This is a genomic window from Nannocystis exedens (assembly GCF_002343915.1).
GTDB classification, from domain to species: Bacteria; Myxococcota_A; Polyangia; order Nannocystales; family Nannocystaceae; genus Nannocystis; species Nannocystis exedens.
This window is the reverse complement of the sequence record NZ_NETK01000001.1, coordinates 1,602,443-1,623,636: the sequence shown is the minus strand read 5'-3', so window position 1 is coordinate 1,623,636 and position 21,194 is coordinate 1,602,443. Positions and strand designations below refer to the sequence as shown.

The following is a 21,194-nucleotide window of genomic DNA, read 5'->3' as shown; positions in this document are numbered from 1 at the left end:
GCCTGGCCTGCTCCGCTCGTACGGGCGACACGAGGAGGCTCCGGGTCACAAGGCCGAAGCCTCCGCAAGAGACCGACATGAGCGAGCGGCGCCGCGGAGTCGGCCGCGCGGGTGGCGAACGGGACGAGCGCCGGCGCGCGTCGTCTCGGGGGGCTGGCGAGCGTTGCGCGCGTCGCGGTCCGAAAATTTTTGCCGGCCGCGGTGACGGAACGACGGGCGGTCGGAGACGAGGGGGCGAGGACTTACCATGGATTTCTTCTCGCGCTTTCCCCGCATTCTCTTCGCCCTGGTCACCCTGACCGCCTGTGAGCTGTCGACCAAGCTCGGCAACCTGTCCGACTCCGCCACCGACGGGACGACCGCGGCGACGACCGACGCGACGGCGACCGACAGCGCCGCGAGCACGGACACGACGCTCGAGCCGGAGCTGACGTCGACCACCAAGTTCGACCCGTCGGAGACGACGTTCGTCGAGACGACCAACGCCGTGACGACCAGCGTCGAGACCACGCAGTCGAGCGACACCGAGACGCCGGTGGCCTGCGACGGGCTCGACGAGGCCACCTGCGAGGCCGTGGGGAACTGCATGAGCCACCACGGCGTGGCCTTCGAGTTCCCCGGCTGCTCGCCGGGCCTGGTGTACCTCGGCTGCTCCGACCCGCAGGACTGCACCGACGACGAGATGGTCGTCTGCAAGGACGGCACCGACGAGGCCTACAAGCTCGAGAGCGGCTGCCACCCTGCGGGCTACTCCCAGTGCGAGCCGCCGACGATCGCGTTCTGCGACTCGTGCGAGTCGCTCAGCGAGGCGGAGTGCCTCGACGAGCCGATCGAGTGCCAGCCGATCTACGGCGCGCCGCACATCGACGGCGACGGCGAGACGTGCGCCGATTACCAGAACCAGGAGTTCCTCCGCTGCATCGCCAACGGCGGCGAGTGCCGGCCTGTAGTCCCGGTGATCTGCGAGGACGGCAACCCCGGGCAGGCCTGGGACTCGCCGTCGGGCTGCATCCCCGCGGGCTACAGCGAGTGCGGCGAGGCCGTGCCGGCGTGCATGGGAGCGTGAACGGCCGGTGACGACGGGTCACGCTGCCGCGGCGGCGCGGCCCGTGGCGCCGGCGTCAGGGGCCCGGAGAGGGGCGCGGCACGAACGGCATCTCGGGGCCGCCGGAGTTCGTCTCGCGAGCGAGCCCGCTCGCGGCGCAGGCCGCGAACGGAGTGACATGTCTGTTTCGACATGTCTATTGGATCGTTGGCGGTCAGCAGTCGTCGCCGATGGTGCCGTTGGGGCCGCCGGTGGGCGGGAGCTCGAGGATGTTGCCGTTGAAACAGCCGGGCTTCTCGTCGTCGTCCTCGGTGGTGGCGGTGGTGGTCTGGACCTCGGGGGTGTCGCTGTCGGTGGTGGTGCTGTCGTCCTCGCCGCCGGTCGACTCGTCGCCGGTCTCGCTGCGCTCGATGTTCTTGTCGTCGGGCTCGTCGCAGGCGACGGCGGCGGTGAGGGAGAGGGCGAGGAGGAGGGCTGTGAAGATCTTGGACATGACGCGGGTCTCCGTGACGACGCGCGGGCTCCGGCGGCGGAGGTTCGCGCGGCGCGATCGATCGGGCAGTCGGGGGTGAAAGGAGCGGGCCGGATGGGACGGCCCGGAAGGGGCGGACGGACGAGGGCCGCGCGGTCGCAGGGTCCGTTGCGGCCGGCGAGGCGTGACGAGCTCACGGCCCGCAGCGCCGTGGCTCGGAGAGCGGTGACTGGAAGTCCGTAGGCCGAGGGCTACGGGGCTAGGGGCCGTGGACGCGGGTGCGCGGGTGATGGGTGGCGCGCCGAGGTCTCATGGTCGCAAGGCGGTCGGTGGCAAGCTGGCGTCGAGGACAGGTCCCAAAGGACCGGTCAACATCGACGTCAAGTGAGACCGGGCCCCCGACGACGGAGTTTTCGCGGTGCAGCGAACTGGAAGTCCGTGCAGGGAGCGGCCGCCTGTGGCAGGATACGTAGCTATGGAGCACCGGACCCGAACAGTCGCGCAAAACGAACAATGCACCGTGCTGCAGTGCAGCTGTGGGATGCTGCACGTGAGCGTCGGGTCGGTGACGGTTCGCATGCGCCCGGCCGCGGCCGCCGGTCTGCGCGACGCGGTGGCGGCGGCGCTGCAGAAGATCGAGGCCGAGGACCTGGCGCGCGGCGCCCCGCGGACCGCCTCGCGCGGCGACGACCTGCCGTCGTGAGCTGGGGCGCCGATTACCTCGCGCGGCGACGACCTGCCGTCGTGAGCTGGGGCGCCGATCAGTCGCGCGGCGACGATTTGTCGTCGTGAGCTGGGGCGCCGATCAGTCGCGCGGCGACGATTTGCCGTCGTGAACTACGGCGCCGGTCACGTCGCGCGGCGACGACCTGCCGTCGTGAACTGCGGCGCCGGTCACGTCGCGCGGGGGTGGCCTGCCGTCGTGACGCCGAGGCCGCGCCTGCGATCGCCCGCGAGGCCGGGCCCTGCATGTACAAGCGCGGCGCTCGAACTCGCGCTAAAGCGCCGATCTGCCGGCGATTCGGAGCGAAAAGGCGGTTTGGCACGGCTGTGGGGAGGTCCAGGAGATCGAGTAGAGTGGGCCTCGGTAGCCGGCCATGAGCGAAGCGCAAGCAGTCGTCGACCGCAGCCCGAAGGCGAGGATCGGGAACGTCTTCGCCGACGAGTTCAAGATCCTCCAGCACCTCTCGCGCGGCGACGTGGCCGACACGTTCCTCGCCGAGTTCATCGACCCGCCGACGCAGGTGTGGATCAAGATCTGCCGCGCGGAGTTCTCGCAGGACCGCGCGCAGGCCGAGCGGCTGCTGCGCGAGGCGCGAGCCGCCGCGGCGGTGCTGCACACCAACGTGCTCGAGGTCCTCGACGCCGACATCGCCCCCGAGGGCGACGTCTACGTGGTGACCGAGGCGTTCGAGGGCGAGGACCTCGGCCTGCTGCTGCGCCGGACCGGCCGCCTGCCGTGGCCGCGCGTGCGGGGCATCGCCCTGCAGATCGCGGAGGGCCTGCAGGCGGCGCACGCGGCCGGCGTGGTCCACCGCGCGATCAAGCCCGGCAACGTGCTCCTCGGCGAGGGCGACCACGTCAAGGTCGCCGACTTCGGCATGGTCGCCGTCGAGGAGGTGACGCAGGACCGCGACGCCGGCACGGTGGTGCTCGGGGACGCGGTCCACTTCATCGCCCCCGAGCAGGCGCTCGGCGAGGCGGTCGACCAGCGCAGCGACATCTACTCGCTCGGGGTGCTGATGTACACGCTGCTGTCCGGCCGGGTGCCGTTCTTCGGCCGGCCGACGCAGGTGACGATGCAGCACAAGTTCGCGGCCGCGGCGGCGCTCGGCAGCGTGGCGCCCGAGGCCGAGATCCCGCCGCTGGTCGAGGCGCTGGTGCTCAAGGCGATGTCGAAGCGCCGCGAGGACCGGTTCCAGGACATGGGCGCGCTGGTGGCCGCGCTGCAGCAGATCGGCGAGGACGGGGCGCGCGAGGGCGGCGGCGGGGCCAAGGCGGCGGCGCGCAAGCAGCAGCCGACCACCGACAGCGCGATGTTCTACTCGCTGGAGGCGCTGCAGACCGCGCTGGGCCAGACGCAGGACCCGCGGGCGCAGATCGACATCCTCCACAAGATGCAGAAGGCGCTGACGCAGCTGGCGGGCGGCGCCGGCGGCAAGGAGGGGCAGGCCTGGCAGCAGTGGATCGCCCAGGGCCTCGACTACGCCTACTACAACCTGGCGGCGCAGCACCTCGGCGCCGAGCAGTGGCAGGAGCTGGTGCAGACGTACCGCGAGCACGCCGAGCTCACGACCGACCGGGCGATGAAGACCGGCCTCTACGGGGCGATGGGTTACGTGCTCGACAAGTCGCTCGGCGACATCCCGGGGGCGATCGCGGCCTACCGGAAGATGATCCAGCTCGACCCGACGTCGCAGGACGCGGTGCTGGCGCTGGCGCGGCTGTACGAGCGCGCGCAGCAGTGGGACGCGGCGGTGCAGACGCTCGACCACTTCCTGTCGCTGTGCGCCGACCCGGTCGCGCGCACGGAGGAATTGACGCACGTCGGCAAGCTGCTGCACGAGAAGCTGCTGGCCTCGGAGCGGGCCGAGATCTACCTCCGCGGCGCGCTCGAGCACACGCCCGGGCACGTGCCGGCGCTGACGCTCCTGGCCGACATGTACCGCGGCCGCAAGGACTGGCGCGAGCTGGCGGCGGTGTGCGAGGCGCTGCTGACCTTCGCGACGAGCTACTACGAGCGGGTCGAGTTCGGCATCGAGGCCGGCTTCCTCCACTACCGCCAGCTCGGCGACATCGCCAAGGCGACGGAGATCTTCGCCCGCGTGATCGAGCTCGACCCCGAGAACGTGCGCGTCGGCACCGTGCTGTCGAAGATCTACTACGAGGCCGGCAACTACGTCGGCGCCGCGCCGATCTACGAGATGCTGGTGCGCAAGGCCCCGGGCGCGCCGATCAGCCTCAAGGCCCACGTCGAGCTGTGCCTGCGCGCGGCCCGGGTCGAGCGCCTGCTCGGCCGCTCACAGCGGGCGCTCAAGCTGTTCAAGAAGGCGCTCGACCTCGAGCCGGGCAACTGGACGGCGATGCTCGGCCGCGCCGACCTGACCTTCGAGGCAGGCGAGTGGGAGGCCGCGTTCGGCTACTACGAGCAATTGCTGGCCGCGTCCGCCAAGGAGAAGACCGACAAGGTAGCGGCGGCGATCCACGTGCGCCTGGCCGAGGTGTGCAAGCGCCGGGGCCAGACCCAGAAGGCGCCCGGCTACCTGCGCCAGGCGCTCGAGCTCGACGCCAACAATTGGCAGGCGCTCGAGGCGACGCTCGAGCACCAATTGGCCGCGGAGGACTGGCAGGGCGCGCTCAACACCCGGCGGGCGATGATCAACGCGTCGGGCGACGACAACGTCAAGTTCGAGCTGTTCGTCGCCAGCGGCAAGCTGTTCCGCGATCGCCTGCGCGACCCGCAGAAGGCCGTGATCGCGTTCCAGCGCGCGCTCGAGCTGCGGCCGCGCGAGCTCGGCGTGCTGCACCTCCTGCTCGACACGTTCACCGAGCGCAAGATGTGGCAGGAGGCCGTCGGCGTGCTCGACCGGATCGTCGACGTCGAGCCCGACCCGGCCCGCCGGGCCCGGTTCCACTACACCGCGGCGGTGCTGCTGCGCGACAACCTGGCCCAGGTCGACGCCGCGCTGGCGCGGTTCGACCGCGTGCTCGACGAGGACCCGAGCCAGCTCAAGGCGTTCCAGGCGATCGACAAGCTGCTGACGCAGCGCAAGGAGTGGAAGGGCCTCGACCGCGCGTACCGCAAGATGATCAACCGCCTGCCGCCCGACGGCGAGACGCCGCTGCGGACGATGTTGTGGTCGAACCTGGCCGAGATCTACCGCACCCGCCTGGGCGACTTCCGGGCCGCGACCAAGGCCTTCGAGGTCGCGGCGGCGCTCGACCCGGGCAACGCCGACCGCTGGCAGATCCTGGTCGAGCTGTACGAGGCGCTGATCCGCAACAACAACGCGCGCGAGTTCACCGACCCGCTGGTCCGCGCCCACTTCACGCTGCTGCGCCTCGAGCCGCACCGCTACGCCAGCTACCACCGGCTGTTCGAGATCTACGTGGCCCGCCGCGAGCTCGACAAGGCGTTCTGCGTCGCCCGCACGCTGGTGTTCGTCAAGCAGGCCAACGCGCAGGAGACCACCTTCTACAACCGCTACCCGCAGCCGGAGTTCCGCCGGATCAAGCAGCGGCTCGGCGAGGACCTGCTGCGCCGCTGTGTGTTCCACGCCGACGAGGACGCCGGCGTCGGCGCGGTGCTCGGCCTGCTCGCGCCGGTGCTGGCCGGCTGGCGGCCGAAGATGCTGCCGTACCCGCTGCGCCCGTCCGACCGCATCGACCCGGAGGACGACGGCTCGCTGGTCAGCAAGCTGTTCGTCTACGTGACCTCGGTGTACGGCTACCCGCAGCCCGACCTGTACTTCCGACCAGACGAGCCGGGCGACGTCGCGGTGCTCAACGTCGAGCGCGGCGGCAGCGTGCGCCCGACGATCATCGCGCTCGGCGGCGCGCTGGCCGAGAAGTCGGAGAACAACCTCGCGTTCACGCTCGGCCGCCACGCGCTCGACCTGTACCCGCCGCACTACGCGTTCATGGTCATCGACCGCTCGCCCGAGAACCTGAAGGACGTGCTGATGGCGAGCATGCACGTGTGCAAGGTCGGCGCGCCGGAGCTGTCCGCGGGGGCGCAGGCGCTGGCGCGCGAGGTGACGAAGCACCTGCCGGCGGCGGCGATCGAGCGGCTCACCGCGGCGCTGCAGCGGCTGGTGAAGAGCGGCGAGGTCGACGTCAAGCGCTGGGCCCGGGCGGCCGAGCTGGCCAGCTACCGCGCGGGCTTCTTGTTCTGCAACGACCTCGCCACGGCCGCCCACGCGATCGGCCAGGAGCAGCGGGTGTTCGGCTCGATCCTCGCGCCCAAGGAGGCGCTGCGCGAGCTGGTGGTCTACAGCGTCAGCGAGGAGTACTTCGAGGCGCGCAGGGGGCTGGGGCTGAACGTGGCGTGACGCGGCGACCGAAGGAGCGGCGTCACGCCACGTAGAGGATGGCCGCGAGGCCATCCTCTACGTGGCTCTGCCCCGCAAGAGCGAGCCCTCATAAGCCTCTCCCCGCCAGCGCCCAATCCACGAGCGCGCCGCGAACGAGACGAGCGATTCGCCCGCCCTCGAACTCGCATGATCACGCGCCCGCTCCCTGCGTGAGCGCGCGGCTCCTGCAGCCAAACCCGTGCTCGCGGCCGTTCCCAGGTCTTCCAGCGCGGGCTCGCGCTTGCCGGCCCAGGCGAAGGGTGATAGGACCGCTCAATGACGCGAGCGAAGCAGTGGTTGCGTTGGCCGATCGGGTGCGGGCGTGCGGCGGCGTTGGCGACGGTGTTGGCGGTCGCCGGCGTGGCGGGCTGTACCAAGTCGAACGAGCAGGTGGCCGCTGCGGCGCTGGCAGATCCGGGCGTGCAGGCGCTGCTCGCCAAGATCCCCGCCGACACGCCCTACGCCTTCATCAGCTTCGGCGGCTCCGCGCGGCCGATGGTCGAGAAGATCTACAAGAGCATGGGCCCGGCGATGGAGCGCATCGGGCCGATGATCGACCAGATGCCGATGGACCAGGAGTGGAGCCCGCTGGCGAAGGCGATCTTCGCCGAGTTCCGGGCGGTGATGAAGGACGGCGGCCTCGATCGCACGGGCATCGACATCGACGGTCGCGCCGCGCTGTACGGCATCGGCGGGCTGCCGGCGGCGCGCTGGACGCTGAAGGACCCGCAGGCGCTGCGCGACCTGCTGGGCCGCGTGCAGCAGGCGGGCAACGTCACCATCCCGGTGTGCAAGCTCGGCGACGCCGAGTACTGGTGCGGCGGCAACGACGACATCAAGTTCGCGGCGGCGATCGTCAGCGACGAGCTGGTCATGGGCGTCGCGCCGCCGGCGATGGCCGACAAGGTGTTCGAGCTGCTGTTCGGCAAGACGGCGCCGGAGCGGTCGCTGGCCGACTCGCCCAAGCTGCGCGACCTGCTGACGAGCTGGCAGCTCGGCAAGCACAACGTCGGCTACGTCGACGCGCGGGTGATCGCCGAGGCGCTCCTCGGCGAGGGCGACCCGCTCAACAAGGAGGTCCTGGCGGCGCTGGCCCCGAAGATGGCGGAGAAGTGGCCGCAGCTGACGCAGGTGTGCAAGGACGAGTTCCGCGGCCTGGCAGCGATCGCGCCGATGCTGGTGTTCGGCACCGAGACGATGAGCGCCGAGGGCTTCGAGGCGGTGTTCGGGGTCGAGCTGCGCTCCGACCTGGCGCAGGACTTCAAGGCGCTGCGCGCGTCGGTGCCGGGTCTGACGAAGGAGCTGCGCAACGAGGCGGTGTTCGCCATGGGCGGCGGCTTCGACGTCGGCAAGGCGATCGAGTGGGCGCTGCGCAAGGGGCAGGAGGTGACGAAGTCGCCGTATCAGTGCCCCGAGCTGGCGGAGCTCAACGACTTCGCGGCGAAGATCGGGCAGGAAACCTCGGCGATCCCGAAGTGGGTGCCGGGGCTGCGCGGCGGCAGCCTGGTGCTGACCGACATCAAGATGTCGGGTTTTCTGCCGTCGTCGATCACGGCCCACGCGGTGCTGGCGGCCGCCGATCCGCGCGCCGTCTACGAGGCGATCAAGGCCGAGACGTCGGCGATCGCGGCGTACGAGTTCAGCGACGACGGGGCGGTCAAGACGCTGCCCGACGGCACGGTGCCGTTCGTCAACGGCATCGCCTACGGGGCGAAGGCCGGGACGGGCATCGTCGTGGCGATCGGGCCGGGCTCGGAGTCCACCGTCGGTAAGCTGCTCTCGGCGCCGGAGGTCAAGGACCCGCCGCTCGGGCTGTTCGCCTACGACATGGCCAAGATCATGGGCCAGCTCGAGCCGGTGATGGGGATGGCCGGCCAGCCCGAGCTCGCGGGGATCTTCGACGTCTACAAGGTGTTCGGCCCCTCGGGCTACGAGATGTACGCCGAGGACCGCGGGCTCGTGCTCAAGGCGGGGATGACGCTGCACTGAGCGAGTCGTTGGCCGCCTGCATGCGCATGGTGCAGGCGTCGCGCAGGCGGCCGACCACGACGTCGCCGTACCACGCGCCGTGGGCCGGGAGCTCGCGCGCGCGCAGGGCCTCGAGCAGGGCCGGCAGCTCCCACACCCCCGAGCGGACCAGGTTCTCGATCTCGCGCTCGGTGCGGTGCTCGTTGCGGTCCTGCAGGACGCGGCGGATCGCCGCGCCGAGGTGCGGCAGGCGCTGATCGTTGGCCGCACGGCGCAGGCGCAGGGCGATGCCCGCGGGGTCGTTGTCGCAGAAGTCGAACCACAAGGCCGCGGCGAAGAAGCGCAGCGACTCGGCGTTGCGGCGGGCGGCGAACGCCGCGTGCAGCTCGCTCCGGGTCAGCTCGGTGACCGCCCGCGACAGCGGCACGATCGAACATGGCCCATCGGACATGTACGCGAGCAGCTCGACGAGCTGCAGCTGCTCCCACGGATCGGGGCCGAACCAGAGCACGCGCTCGCAGTCGGTCGGCAGCTCCTCGGCGCGCTGGATCTCGGCGAGGTCGGTCTGCCAGAACGCCATGCGGAGGAACACGTGCCGCCCGCGCTCGCGCGAGCAAGGTCCGACCGCGGCGCTGTCGCGCCAACCGAGCACCTCGCCCTCCAGGTCGATCTCGCGAGCGAACCCGGCGGCGCAGTCACCTGCATGGATATGGAGGATCGGTAGCACGCCCCGGTAATGGACCCGTTCCCCGGGCGGTGCAACTTGAGCGCGTCACCGTCGGCGCGTCGATCTGGGATCGTCGCCGGCAGGGAGCACCGGCGTTCCCCACGGGCGGCGCGTCTCTCTGCGCGGGTGATCGCCGGCACGCGAGGTCCGAGGGCGAGGAAGCGGCTGTGCGAGGCTCTGCGACCAGGTGGCGGGCCCTAACGGATTTTTGATGGGCTGCGCAAAACCCGGAGGCGACCGGGGGCACTTGGCAGCAGGTCGGGACCCCGCTAGCGTCCGATGTGATGGCGGGGCCGTACGAGCCGCAAATTGGCGAGGTGCCGCCGCACGTGGCCGCTGCGCGGGCGCGCTACCACGCCGGCCTGCCGGCCTCGTACCGGCCGTGGCGGCACCTGGCGGCCCCGTTCGTGTGCGGGGCGGCGGTGATCGCGGGGTGCGTGGCCTGTCTCGAAGGACCTGCTCTGAAAGACATGGTCGTAGTACCAGCCATGTGGATCTTCTCGATCGCGCTCGAGTGGCGGTTTCACCGCGACTTGCTCCACCGGCGGGTGGCGCCGCTGCAGTTGCTCTACGACAAGCACACGGTCTCGCACCACTCGCTCTACGTCGACGGGGCGATGGAGATCGGCTCGGCGCGCGACTTTCGATCGATCCTGTTCCCGTGGTGGGCGCTGCCCGCCCTGGCGGCGGCGCTGGGCCCGCCGGCGCTGCTCGTGGGGCTCGTGTTCGGCGGCGACGTCGGACGTCTGTTCCTCGCCACGGGCGTGTTCTACGTGATGGTCTACGAGGCGCTGCACCTCACCTATCACCTGCGGCCGTCGCATCCCCTGCGCCGGCTGCCGGGCGTCGAACGGCTGGCGCAACACCACGCGCGACACCACGACCCGCGCCGGATGCAGCGCGAGAACCTCGGGGTCACCAGCACGCTGTGGGACCGCCTGCGCGGGACGATGGCGCGGTGATGCGCGGGGGAAGGCTCGGCTCGCTGGCGGTCGCGGCGGCGGCGCCGACGATGCGACAATCGCCGCGATCATGGCGGGCCCGTTCAGGACCATCCCCGAGCGCGTGTACGAGTACGGCTACCGCAACGGGCGCCAGATGAGCCACTTCCTGGTCGACGTGACGGCCAGCGGACGCGACGGGCTGATGCACGCGCTGGCGATCGCATTCCGCGATCTGCACGGCCGGGTCGCGCACGTGGCCGAGGCCGGCGAGGCGCTGGTGTTGTTCGCGCGGCCGCCCCGGGCGAGCGGGCTCGACGGTCGGCCATGGCGGCTCCGGCAGGTCGATCCGCCGCTCGGGCTCGCGGCCGCGGTCGCGCTCGCCTGGGACTGGCTCGCGCGCGCCGACGACGGCCCCGACGAGCACGACGGCCCGGCCGAGCGCGGCTGGCACGTGTTCAACGGGCAATTCGGGGTCGTCGACGGGGTGTGGGAGACCTTCGTCGCGATCGAGCCGACGTACATCTACATCCCGAAGTAGCGCTCATTCGGCCAGCGTCGCCACCACGGTGTGCGCGCCGGAGCCGAGCTTGACGCGCAGGGTGCCGCCGAGGTCGGCGGTGTAGATCCACCCGTCGGCGGCGGCGTCGAGGGCGGCGGCGTCTTCGCGCTGGGCGAGCGCGGCGTCGTCGACGGTGACCGCGGCGATCGGGGCGAGGGCGTGGATCTCGACGTCGACGCCGCTCGTGAACACGTCGCCGGGGGTGACCTCGAGGTGGAACGCGGCCTTCCCGAGGCGCTGCTTCAGGGCTGTCCCATCGTACAGGTCGAAGCGGCTGGCGACCGCGCCGGGGGCGACGCGGGCGTACAGGATGCCGGGGTCGGCGGCGAACGAGTCGACGGCGGGCGCGGTGGTCTCGGCGAGGGTGTCGATGGTCGGGCGCAGCATCGGCACGATCCCGCCGACGCGCAGGAACAGCGGCAGCGTGCCGAGCGGGGCGTCGACGGTGACGTCGGCGTCGCCCGCCAGGACCTCGCCGGTCCACCAGTCGAGCCAGGCACCTGGCGGCAAGGACAGCTTGCGCGAGGTGGCCCCGCGCGCGACCACGGGCGCGACCAGCAGGTTGTTGCCGAGCAAGTAGGTGTCGGACGGGTGCACGCCGAGCTCGGGGTAGGCGAGGCCGAGCGGGCGCTGGAGCGGGCGGCCGCCCTCGGCGAGCGAGCGCGCGAAGGTCCACACGTACGGGAACAGGCGCAGGTGCAGCCGGGCGTACTGGCGGTACCAGGCGAGGCTCTCGTCGTCGAGGCCGTTCTCCGGGGTGAACTCCCACGGGACGTCCGACGAGCCGGTGCCGACCTGCATGACCGGGGTGAGCGCGGTGTACTCGAACCAGCGGACGAAGGTCTCGCGGTCGGGCGGGGCGTGGCGGTAGCCGCCGGTGTCGGAGGCGAAGAAGGGGAAGCCGCTGGGGCCGAGGCTGAGCGAGGCGGTGAGCGCGGCCGGGAGGCCGCCGACGGCGACGTACGACTCGCCGTCGTCGTCGACCGTCTCGCGGTGGGCGGCCATGTTGGCGTCGAGGTCGCCGGGCCAGATCACGCTGACGTTCTGCTGGTCGCCGTAGGTGCCGGCGCGGCACAGCAAGAAGCCGCCGGACTCCGGCAGCAGCTCGGCGTAGGCGCGGTGGTACAGCAATTGGTAGAGCTTGTGCATCGTCCGCTCGCTGCTGCCGTCGGCGAATTGCCAGACCGTGCGCGCGCCGCCGAGGCCGACGGTGATGTCCTCGGCGTAGTCGAGCTTGAAGCCGTCGACGCCGTGGTCGGTGTATTCGCGGATGTGGTCCTGCCACCATTCGAACGCGGCGGGGTTGGTGAGGTCGAGCGGCTCGCCCCAGTCCGAGGTGACGAGGCCGACCTCGAGCGGGAAGAACTCGTTCGCCTCGGCCTCGGCGCGCATGGCCGCGGCGGCCGGGTCGTCGTCGACGTAGGGCACGTGCCACAGGGCGAGGCGGAGGCCGAGGGCGTGGATCTGGGCGATCATCGCCTGCGGGTCGGGGAACCGGGTCGGGCTCCAGTCGAACACGCCGACGGCGCTCTGGTAGGGGCGGTCGATCCAGATCGCGGAGGTCGCCAGGTCGAGCTCGCGGATGGTGGCGATGTCGTCCTCGACCTGGGCCTGGTCGTCGTTCTCGTCGCGCCAGATCCACGGGCCCAGCGCCCACGGGGCCGGCAGCTTCGGCGCGCCGGTGGTGGCGTAGTAATGCCTCGTGACGTCGAGCGGGTGGTTGGCGGCGTAGAGGTGGAAGGCGAGGCCGCCGGCGGTGTCGGGGCCGGTGCCGAAGGTGGCCTCGACGCGGTCGGCGGCGGCGGCGGCGACGTCGAACACCGCCGCGTGCGGATCCTCGACGAACAGGCCCCAGCCGCGCGTGCCGGTGATGAACGGGACCGGCACGTGGGCCTCGTTGTACTGGCTCTCGATCTGCGGGTCGTACTCGAGCTGCATCGCCCGCACGCGCCCGCGGTGCTCGGCGGCGTCGAAGTACTCGCCGAGGCCATAAAAGCCCTCCGCCGGGTCGACGACCGGGCGCAGGCGCATGTACGCGAGGACAGGTCCGCCGGGCTCGGGGACCAGGCTGGCGGCGAACCGCCCCGGCGCGGCCTCGGCGACGGTCAGGCGCGCGTGGACGTCTGTCCCGAAGGACAGGCGCACGTCGACCGCGGCGTCGCCTCCGAGCGCCTCGGCGGCGGTGACGGTGAGCCACTGGTCGGGCGCGAGGAAGAACGGGTCGTAGGAGGAGCCGTCGTCGAGCGCCGCGACCACGCCGAGCTGGAAGCCGTCGGCCGGGAAGCGCAGGAGGACGTCGCCGCCGCGCACGAGCCGGAGCTCGAGCTCGGACCACTCGACGGTGACCGGCTGCTCGGGCTCGCTTTCGGACTCCTCCTCCCAGGCGGTCGTGCCGCTGGTGGTCGGCGCGGTCGACGAATCGGTGGTGGCGCCGGTGGTCGGGTCGGTGTCGCTGTCGGTGGCGCCGGCGTCGTCGGCCGGCGCGCCGCCGCAGGCGACGGCGCACGCGAGCGAGAGGAGCGGGAGCGGCGAGGTTCGGAGGGCGCGTCGCGTCGGCATGCGGGGCGATGGTCGCAGGATGACGGTGCGTCCGGCTCGCTGTCCACCGCGATCGTGCGCCCGCGTGGGCTGGTGTGCCGCAGCGGTCCGGCTCGTGGGGGCTCGCACAGGCGAGCGCAGGGCCGGTTGTCGGCGCATGCGGCCACGTCATCCTGAACGATGGGTCATTCCCGGAGGTTCGCATGTCGCTCGCGTATCGCCGCCCCGTGCTCGCATTCGTGTGCGTCGCGTCGTTCCTCGCGCCGCTGCCCGCCTCGGCCACGCCCAAGGCGCCGCGCCGGGTGCAGCAGGCGAGCAAGCCGGACGACCCGCTGATCGCGGCGGCGGCCGAGCGCGACGCGTTGGTCGCCCGGATCGGCGAGCTCGAGGCGATCCAGGGCGTCGAGCACTGCGCGCGCTGGCTCAGCGGCCAGGCGTGGGACACGCAAGACCCGTGGATTCACATCATGGCCGCGAGGACATGGCTCAAAGTGCAGACGTCGACGGCGACCCTCGACCGCGCGGCGTTCCACGCCCGCGAGGCGGTGGCGCTGGCCGACATGCCGCCGGCGCCGCGGATCGGCGCGGGCGAGGTCGCGCGGGTCCACGCCGAGGCGGAGTCGCTGCAGCTGTCGGTGGCGGAGCGGCGCGCGGAGATCCGGCGGGTCCGCGCCGACCGGCGCGCGGCGGACCGCCAGATCCGCCGCGGCCGCCGCGAGCTGATCGCGGGCGGGGCGATGATGGTCGTGGCCGCGCTCGGCGGGGGGCTCGCGCTCGGCGGGGCGACCTACAAGCGCCGCTTCGACGAGACGATCGCGCCGGTGCTGGAGGCCGAGCTGCCGGTCGACCTGTCGCCGCTGCGCGCGCTCGACGTGCAGGGCAGCCAGATGCTGGCGGCGGGCGCGGTGCTGGCGGCCGTCGGCGTGGCCGCGGGCGCGCCGCTGCTGGCGCTCGGCGCCCGCGACCTCCGCCTCGGTCGCCAGCGGCGCGGGCAGCTGTCGCTGCAGGTGCAGCCGGGCCCGGGCGGCCTGAGCCTGGTCGGTCGGTTCGGCGCGCGTTGAGGCTACACTGTCGGCGATGCGCTCCGCTCCGCTGCGCCTGATGCTCTTCGACCGCACGTGTACCGGGAAGCGCCTGCGGCCGGGGCTGTCGCACGCGTGGTGGGCCGGCTCCCACCTGTACCGCGGGCTGTCGCGGTTCGACGCGACGCTCGGGGTGACGTGCTGGGAGGACGGGCTCGAGTGGCTGGCGACGACCCACCCGGACCGCCCGATCGCGGAGATCCAGTACTGGGGGCACGGGCACTGGGGCGAGCTGTTCGTCGACCGCAAGGGGCTGACCGCCGACGCGCTGCTGCCGACGCACCCGCTGCACCGCAAGCTCGCGGCGATCCGCGAGCGCATGGTGCCCGATCACCTGTGGTGGTTCCGCACCTGCGAGGCGTTCGGGGCGGTGCGCGGGCAGGAGTTCGCCCGCCGCTTCACCGACTTCTTCGGCGGGCGCGCGGCCGGGCACACGTACATCATCGGCGTGTGGCAGAGCGGGCTGCACAGCCTGCGCGCCGGCGAGGTGCCGACGTGGTCGACCGAGGAGGGGCTGTCCCGAGGGACAGCCGACAGCCCGATCGAGGCGCTGTGGTCGCGCCGGCGCGAGCCGAATACCATTCACTTCTTGAACGGCAAGATCCCCGAGGGGTATTGAGATTCGCCGCGGGCGCGGCAGGCAGGTCGGGCGCGCGCCCTCGCGGTGAACCGGGTTCCGCCCCGCTTCGCGCCCGCGGGGCCGAGGAACGGCCGCGCAGGGCCGGCGGAGGTTGAGTCACGCGGTCGCAGCCGCGCCGGGCGGGCGGAGGGGTGGCAAGATGGCCGGGTGTTCGACCTCGGGACCTTCCTCGACTGGTTCGTGGTGCTGGTGTTCGCGCACGCTGCGGTCACGCTGCTGACGGTGGGGCTCGGACGCGCGGCCGAGCGGGCGCCGGCGGGCAAGCGGATCCAGGGCGACGCGATGCCCGAGGGACAGGTGGCGCGGGAGATCCGGGCCAACGTCCGCTTCTGCTTGCTGATCCCCGCCGCGCTGGCGCTGGCGCTGCAGGGGCGGTGGATCGTGTGGGGGCCCGACTCGCCGGGCTGGGCGGTGATCAGCTTCTTTTTGTGCGGCGTGGTGTTCGACGTCTACTTCTACGCGCTGCACCGGCTGCTGCACACGCGGCCGCTGATGCGGTTCCACCGGCACCACCACCTGTCGCGGGTGACGACGCCGTGGAGCGCCCAATCGGTGTCGACGGTCGAGGCGCTGGGGTGGGCGCTCGGGTACGTCGGCGTTCCCTGGCTTTTGGGACATGTCGCCCCGGTCAGCCTGATCGGCTACTTCGTGTACCTGTTCTACAACGTGTTCGGCAACGTCATCGGCCACGCCAACGTCGAGCTCGGGCCGCCGGCGCTGACGCGCAGCCCGACGGTGTGGTTCGCGCATCCGTATACGTTCCACGCGCTGCATCACGCGCGCTTCACGAAGCACTTCGGGTTCGGCTCGACCTTCATGGACCGGCTGGCCGGGACCGAGTGGCCCGACTGGGTGCCCGCCTACGACCAGGTGATGGCGGGCAAGCCGCTGCGTCACCACGGGAAGACGGAGCCGCAGGCCTGACGAACGGTGATAGCCTGGCGGCGTGAACCGACGACCATCCTTCTACTTGTGCGCGCTCGCGCTCGCGGGCTGCCCCGGAGGCGGCTCGGACTCGACGGCCAGCTCGGGCGGGCAGACCGACTCGACCACGGGCGGCTCGGAGAGCGAGACCGGCGAGCCGACGACGGGCAGCACCGGCATGACCGCAGGGACAGGTACTTCCGGACCTGTCTCGACGTCCAGCACCGGCGAGGAGCCGACGACCGGCGAGCCGACGACCGGGCCGGTGGCGACGACCTCGACCTCGACCTCGACGACGACGACGACGACCGGCGACACCGACACCGACACCACCGGCGAGCCGGCCGGGCCCGCGCCCGACTGGGCGCTCGTCGACGTGAACCCCAACTCGGCGACCTACGAGCAGACGCGGGCCCGCAGCGACTACGCGGGGCAGGTGTCGGGCTGGTACTTCGCCCACGCGACTTGAGGCTATTGCCGTAGCCAGTTCGGCTACCTGAACGACCTGCAGATCGAGCTCAACGGCGAATTCCCCGACCTGGGGATCGCGCTGCTGGGCGTGAACGGGATCGGCTTCGAGTCCGGGATCCCGCAGATGGTGAGCGGCCGCTTCATCCCGCTGCTGCAAGACGTCGCCGAGGTCGACGCCTGGACCCAGTGGGAGGTGGTCTACCGCGACGTCATCATCCTCGACCGCGACGGCGCGCCCGTCGGCGTGTTCAACCTGACCGAGCACGACCTGTCGATGATGGGCGAGTACGAGGCGCTCAAGGGGATGCTCCTCGACGCGGCGATGATGTGAGCTGGTACCTGGGACATGTCCGAAGGGCCATGTGCCGCTGCGCGCGAGCGGTCGGTCGGCGGGCACGCTCGCGCCTCGGGCTGGCCGGGTCGCCGCCGGGCGGCGGACGGCGCGCCCTCGCGGCGTCGCCCGTTCCCTGCAAAGCGGGCGGCGGGGGCCGCAGCCCTCGCGGACGCACGCGTCTGAACGGCGGTCGCAGCCCTCGCGGCGCCGACGACCGTGCGCGGCGCGGCGGGCGACCGGCGGTCGTACGATGACGCGGGCTGATCGGCCGCGGGTGCGGTGCTAGCGTGGTGACGCGAGGACAGGACGTCATGGCGAAGCTCCGCGGGTCGGTCGCTGCTGTCTGTCTGTGGGGCGCCACGATCGCCGGCTGCACGCCGTGGCGCGACGAGGTCCACACCTGGGCGCCCGAGCAGGACGCGATCAGCCGCGAGCTCGACGCGCAGGCGCGGGCGATCGTCGCCGGCGACGGGGCGCTCGACGTGGGGCCGGTGTGGGCGATGACCCGGGGCGCTCGCGTGGTCGGGGTCGGCGAGCCGGGGCAGGGGCTCGCGCTGTTCCACCGCTTGATGCAGGCGATGGTCGAGCGCGCGGCCGCCGACGCGGCGCCGCTGGTGGTCGCGCTCGACGTCTGCTTCGTCGACGGCCTCGAGCTCGACGCCTGGGGCCGCGGGACCTGGAACCCGCCCGACCCCGATCGCTTCGATCCGCACGCCTTCGACGCGGCCGGCTCGTACCGGCCGCTGCTGGCGTGGATCCGCGAGCACAACCAGTTCGTCGCGCCCCAGCGGGCGATCCAGATCGCCGGCGTCGACGGCTGCCTCGACGCGCGCGGGCTCGACCCGCTGGCGGCGTACTTCGTCGACCTCGACCCCGAGTTCGCGGCGAGCGTGCCGGGCCTGCTGGCGCCGGTGCGGGCGCTGACGGTGCCGAGCCGGCGCACGCCGGGGCACGTGGCCGAGGCGCGCGCCGGTCTGGCCGAGCTGCGGGCCCGCTTGCTGGCGCGGCGCGAGGCGCAGGTCGCCGCGCACGGGGCGGCGAGCCACGCGGTCGCGCTGCGGCTGGTGTGGCTGGCCGAGCGGCGCGTCGACGCGTACGGCGACACGGGCAGCACGCCGCGAGCGCAGCGCGGCCGGGTCATGGCCGACACGGTGGCGTGGCTGGCGGAGCAGCGGCCCGACGCGCGCGTCGTCGTGCTGGCCGACAACGAGGACACCCACCGGGCGTCGCCCTCCGACATGGGCGGGCGGCTGCACGCGCGCTTCGGGGCCGACTACGCGGTCGTCCACACGACCTTCGACAGCACGACCTACCTGGCCCAGCGGCAGCGCATGTGGGCGCCGCCGGGCACCCTCGAGGCGGCGCTGCGCCGGCCAGGCCGCGGCTACGCGCTCGACGTGCAGGCGGCTGCGGCGGGTCAGGGCTCGCTGGCCCGCTACCTGCGCGAGGAGCACTGGACGCGCGCCTACGCCGACGGGCTGTTCGACCAGGCCCGGCCGGGCTGGTCGACGGTGGTCCCGCAGCGCGACTACGACGTGCTCGTGCACGTCGCGTTCGTGCCGCAGGCGCCGTATTCGCGGCCGGCCGTCGGCGCCGAGCCGGGCAGCCGCCGCGCGGCCCTGTGAGCGGCCGGGCGCGGCGTCACCTGCCCGCGCGAGCGCGGCGCAGCGGCCGACTGCCGTGCTCGCGTCCGCCCGCTCCGCACGGCGGCAGCGAGGGCAGGAGTGGCCTTCAGGACATGCCGTCGAGGGCATGTCACGAGGGGCATGTCCTGGAGAGCATGCCTCTGCGAACAGGCACGAACGGTCAGCCCGGGGTCTCGCGCAGGGCCTTCTGCCACGGGGCGATCTCGACCTTGAAGCGCTCGAGCGCGGTGCCCTTGAGCGGGGCGCCGACCACGGCGGGGCGACGGTCGCCGCCGGCGGACAGCAGCAGCGGGTCGAGCACCGTGGCCTCGCCGTGCTCCTCGCGCCACAGCTCGAGGCGGACGCGGTCGGTCGCGGTCTTGCCGGTGTGGCCGGCGAGGCCGACGAGCTGGCCCTGGCGCACCGGCTGGCCGGGGCGGAGGTCGCCCATCGTGCGCGAGAGGTGGGCGTAGCGGGCGACCGTGCCGTCCTCGTGGGCGAGCTCGAGGACCAGGCCGGCGTCGCCCTGCTCGCCGAGCGAGCGGACCACGCCGTCGCCGAGCGCGACCACGGGGGCGCCCTCGGGGCGGCGGTAGAGCGCGCCGGCGCGGCCGGCCACGACCTCGACCGAGGGCGGCATCATCGCGCGGGCGCCGGGCTGGAGCGCGTGGAAGGCCAGCGGCGAGCGCAGCAGGGTGCGGCGCACCGGCTTGCCCTCGGCGTCGAAGTAGGCCGCCTGACCGCCGCCGGTCTGGAAGCGGAAGGCGGCGAAGCGGCCGGCCTCGCCGCGGAAGCGGACCGCCAGCAGGCTGCCGTAGCGGTGGAACTGCTTGCCGAGGAAGCGGCGCTCGATGACGAGGTCGATGCGGTCGCGCGGGCGGGCGTCGGCGACCAGGTCGACCTCGAACGCCAGCGCCGCGGCGATCCTGTCCGCGAGTTCAGGTCGCTCGCCGGCCTCGACCACGGCGGCGCGCAGGTCGGCGTCGGGCCCGAGCTCGAGGTGGACGGCGACGACGTCGCTGACCGGCGGGTGCTGGATCGCGCGGACCGTGATGCCGGCCTGTCCGCCGGCGCGGCAGGCCTGCAGCAGGCGACCCTCGGCTTGCTCGATCTCCACCGCGAGGATCGCGCCGTGGCGGTCGGTGGCGAGGCGCAGCGGGGCACCTGTCCCGGCGACCAGGCCGAGGTCGATGGTCGGGCGCAGGGCGGCCTCGAGCGCGTCGATCTCGGTCGCGGCGACGCCGAGCTCGAGCAGCGCGAGGCGCAGCGTGCGGCCCTTGTCGAGCGTGGTGGCCTGGTGGATCTGGTCGTGCAGGCCCTCGAAGATCCGCACGGGGTCGCCGCTGCAGGCGGTCTCGGGCGGCTCGGCGAAGGCGCCGAGCGGGCCGTGGCCGCGGTCGTCGTGCTCGACGATGGCGGCGGCCCGCGGGGCGCCGAGCTCGAGCACGCTGGTGCCCTCGCGCCACACGAACACGTAGAGATTGACGACCGCGAGCAGCATCAGCAGCGCGATGGTGCGGTTGCGGGTCTTCCGCTCGACCGGGTCGACGTAGGCCCTGGCGGCCTTCTGCCGCTGCTCCTCGGTCATCCGCCGGTTGCGGGTCATCCGCGTCGCCGGGCGGCCGGACGTCTGCAGGCCGAGCCACGCGCGCAGGCCCTCGGTCCGCCGAGAGGTCCTGCGCCGGCCCGTGGCCGTCCGGCGGTTCTTGCTGCTGCGCACCAGGGCGGCGCTATCAGATCGGGCGCCGCGGGGGCAACATTTCGGGGAATTCGGGGCCGTAGCTGGCCGCCCACGGGCTCGCGCGGGCTGAATAACTGTGCAGGTCGCGCCGCTCGCGAGCTCGCGGGGCGACGTCCGCGAGACGAATTTGACAGCGCGTGACTGCGCGCTCCGCCGCACGCCCGAGGATGCGGACTCGTGGCTCGTGGCCGCGCATGATCCGGGCGAGACCACGCGCTAGTTCACGAGCGCCGCGCGCCCCGCGAGGCCCCGGGTTGGCTTAGCATCCCGACCAATGGCGAACATCCCGCTCGTGTTGACGTGCGCCGGACGGCGGATCGGCGTCGGCACCGACGTGTTCACGATCGGCCGCACCCGCGACAACGACCTCCCGATCCGCAGCGGCTCCGTCTCGCGCAAGCACTGCCGCGTCGAACGCCGCGGCGAGAACTTTTACATGGTCGACCAGCACTCGACCACCGGGCTCGAGCTGCGCGGCTGCAAGGTCACCAACTACCGCATCGAGGACGGCGACGTGTTCGTGCTCGCCGAAGACATCACCGTGCGCTGCTCGCTGAGCCCGGCGCCGCTGACCGAGCTGCACCTCGACGACCTGCGCGTCATCACCGTCGACCCGGGCCCGCTGCAGATCGCCGCGCAGGCGGCCGACCTGCGCCGCCGCGAGAGCCTGCCGTTCGAGGTCCGCGGCGTGCTGCTGGCCGGCCCCAAGGGCGCGACGGTGTTCTGGCGCGACGACAGCACCGGCCGCTCCGGCCTGGCCCGCGGCGCCGAGTCGTACGTGTGGAGCACCGCCGCGTTCCCGCTGCTGCGCGCCGACGCGGCGCCCGACGGCATCACCCTGCGCCTCCTGCCGTCGCGCACCGCCGAGCCGGTGACGCTGCTCGAGACGACCACGCGGGTCGAGGAGTCGACCTGGCGGGTCGTGCAGGACATCGTCTACCTGACGTCGCGGCTGTTCCCGGCCGGGGCCAGGACGGGCGACGAGATCGAGCGGCAGCTGACGTCGTCGCGGCTGTGAGCGACCGGTTCGTGGCCGTCGAGGCCGCCGACCC

General features: G+C 72.7%; 16 protein-coding genes and 1 pseudogene. 13 read left to right on the top strand and 4 right to left on the bottom strand.

Translation table 11 applies throughout. From position 1 onward, the window contains the following. The first annotated feature begins 247 nt into the window (after positions 1-247). On the top strand, positions 248-1,066 hold the full coding sequence (locus NAEX_RS06340) for a hypothetical protein (RefSeq protein WP_096326615.1): 819 nt from the start codon (positions 248-250) through the stop codon (positions 1,064-1,066). 193 nt (positions 1,067-1,259) lie between these two features. On the opposite strand, the gene NAEX_RS06335 is transcribed toward NAEX_RS06340, so the two are convergent. Then, entirely contained in the window at positions 1,260-1,538 is a 279-nt protein-coding gene (locus tag NAEX_RS06335; protein ID WP_096326614.1) for a hypothetical protein, read from the bottom strand. A 499-nt stretch (positions 1,539-2,037) separates the two neighbouring features. Between NAEX_RS06335 and NAEX_RS49745 the strand changes: the two genes are divergently transcribed. From NAEX_RS49745 to NAEX_RS06320, 3 genes are all read left to right on the top strand, one after another. Beyond that, positions 2,038-2,220: a hypothetical protein gene (locus tag NAEX_RS49745; RefSeq protein ID WP_096326613.1), complete on the top strand. Its 183-nt coding sequence runs from the start codon at positions 2,038-2,040 to the stop codon at positions 2,218-2,220. Between the two features lie 394 nt (positions 2,221-2,614). Further along, the gene (locus NAEX_RS06325; RefSeq protein ID WP_096326612.1) at positions 2,615-6,568 is read left to right on the top strand and encodes a serine/threonine-protein kinase; all 3,954 of its coding nucleotides are present in this window, start codon (positions 2,615-2,617) and stop codon (positions 6,566-6,568) included. 297 nt (positions 6,569-6,865) lie between these two features. Next, positions 6,866-8,578 (top strand): hypothetical protein, encoded by a 1,713-nt coding sequence (locus tag NAEX_RS06320; protein ID WP_143140853.1) that lies wholly within the window; start codon positions 6,866-6,868, stop codon positions 8,576-8,578. On the opposite strand, the gene NAEX_RS06315 is transcribed toward NAEX_RS06320, so the two are convergent. Further along, a complete protein-coding gene (locus tag NAEX_RS06315) occupies positions 8,553-9,284 on the bottom strand; it encodes a hypothetical protein (protein WP_143140854.1) in 732 nt (243 codons plus the stop codon). The genes NAEX_RS06320 and NAEX_RS06315 overlap by 26 nt on opposite strands. A gap of 284 nt (positions 9,285-9,568) precedes the next feature. On the opposite strand from NAEX_RS06315, the gene NAEX_RS06310 reads away from it, so the two are divergent. Together NAEX_RS06310 and NAEX_RS06305 are read left to right on the top strand one after the other, a co-directional pair. Beyond that, entirely contained in the window at positions 9,569-10,246 is a 678-nt protein-coding gene (locus tag NAEX_RS06310; RefSeq protein WP_096326609.1) for a sterol desaturase family protein, read from the top strand. Between the two features lie 70 nt (positions 10,247-10,316). Then, positions 10,317-10,766 (top strand): hypothetical protein, encoded by a 450-nt coding sequence (locus NAEX_RS06305; RefSeq protein WP_096326608.1) that lies wholly within the window; start codon positions 10,317-10,319, stop codon positions 10,764-10,766. 3 nt (positions 10,767-10,769) lie between these two features. Here the strand turns inward: NAEX_RS06305 and NAEX_RS06300 are convergent, their stop codons facing one another. After that, on the bottom strand, positions 10,770-13,346 hold the full coding sequence (locus NAEX_RS06300) for a TIM-barrel domain-containing protein (protein ID WP_096326607.1): 2,577 nt from the start codon (positions 13,344-13,346) through the stop codon (positions 10,770-10,772). Positions 13,347-13,552: 206 nt separating this feature from the next. Here NAEX_RS06300 and NAEX_RS06295 point away from each other — a divergent pair, with 206 nt between their 5' ends. The 6 genes and pseudogenes from NAEX_RS06295 (at position 13,553) to NAEX_RS06265 (ending at position 18,401) form a co-directional block, all read left to right on the top strand. Continuing rightward, entirely contained in the window at positions 13,553-14,386 is an 834-nt protein-coding gene (locus NAEX_RS06295; RefSeq protein ID WP_143140855.1) for a hypothetical protein, read from the top strand. Positions 14,387-14,402: 16 nt separating this feature from the next. Then, positions 14,403-15,026 carry a hypothetical protein gene (locus NAEX_RS06290; RefSeq protein WP_245913628.1) on the top strand — a complete coding sequence of 208 codons (624 nt, stop codon included), beginning with the start codon at positions 14,403-14,405 and terminating at the stop codon, positions 15,024-15,026. Positions 15,027-15,194: 168 nt separating this feature from the next. Beyond that, positions 15,195-15,971: a sterol desaturase family protein gene (locus NAEX_RS06285; RefSeq protein WP_096326605.1), complete on the top strand. Its 777-nt coding sequence runs from the start codon at positions 15,195-15,197 to the stop codon at positions 15,969-15,971. Between the two features lie 22 nt (positions 15,972-15,993). Then, the gene (locus NAEX_RS47390) at positions 15,994-16,440 is read left to right on the top strand and encodes a hypothetical protein (RefSeq protein WP_143140856.1); all 447 of its coding nucleotides are present in this window, start codon (positions 15,994-15,996) and stop codon (positions 16,438-16,440) included. Positions 16,441-16,452: 12 nt separating this feature from the next. Next, positions 16,453-16,773 (top strand): annotated as a pseudogene (locus tag NAEX_RS06270) (TUGYCR motif thioredoxin fold (seleno)protein); the annotation flags it as partial. A 314-nt stretch (positions 16,774-17,087) separates the two neighbouring features. Next, positions 17,088-18,401 (top strand): erythromycin esterase family protein, encoded by a 1,314-nt coding sequence (locus NAEX_RS06265; protein WP_096326601.1) that lies wholly within the window; start codon positions 17,088-17,090, stop codon positions 18,399-18,401. A gap of 181 nt (positions 18,402-18,582) precedes the next feature. Here the strand turns inward: NAEX_RS06265 and NAEX_RS06260 are convergent, their stop codons facing one another. Then, a complete protein-coding gene (locus NAEX_RS06260) occupies positions 18,583-20,121 on the bottom strand; it encodes a M23 family metallopeptidase (RefSeq protein WP_096326600.1) in 1,539 nt (512 codons plus the stop codon). Between the two features lie 295 nt (positions 20,122-20,416). Between NAEX_RS06260 and NAEX_RS06255 the strand changes: the two genes are divergently transcribed. After that, positions 20,417-21,160 (top strand): FHA domain-containing protein, encoded by a 744-nt coding sequence (locus tag NAEX_RS06255; protein WP_096326599.1) that lies wholly within the window; start codon positions 20,417-20,419, stop codon positions 21,158-21,160. Positions 21,161-21,194: the final 34 nt, after the last annotated feature.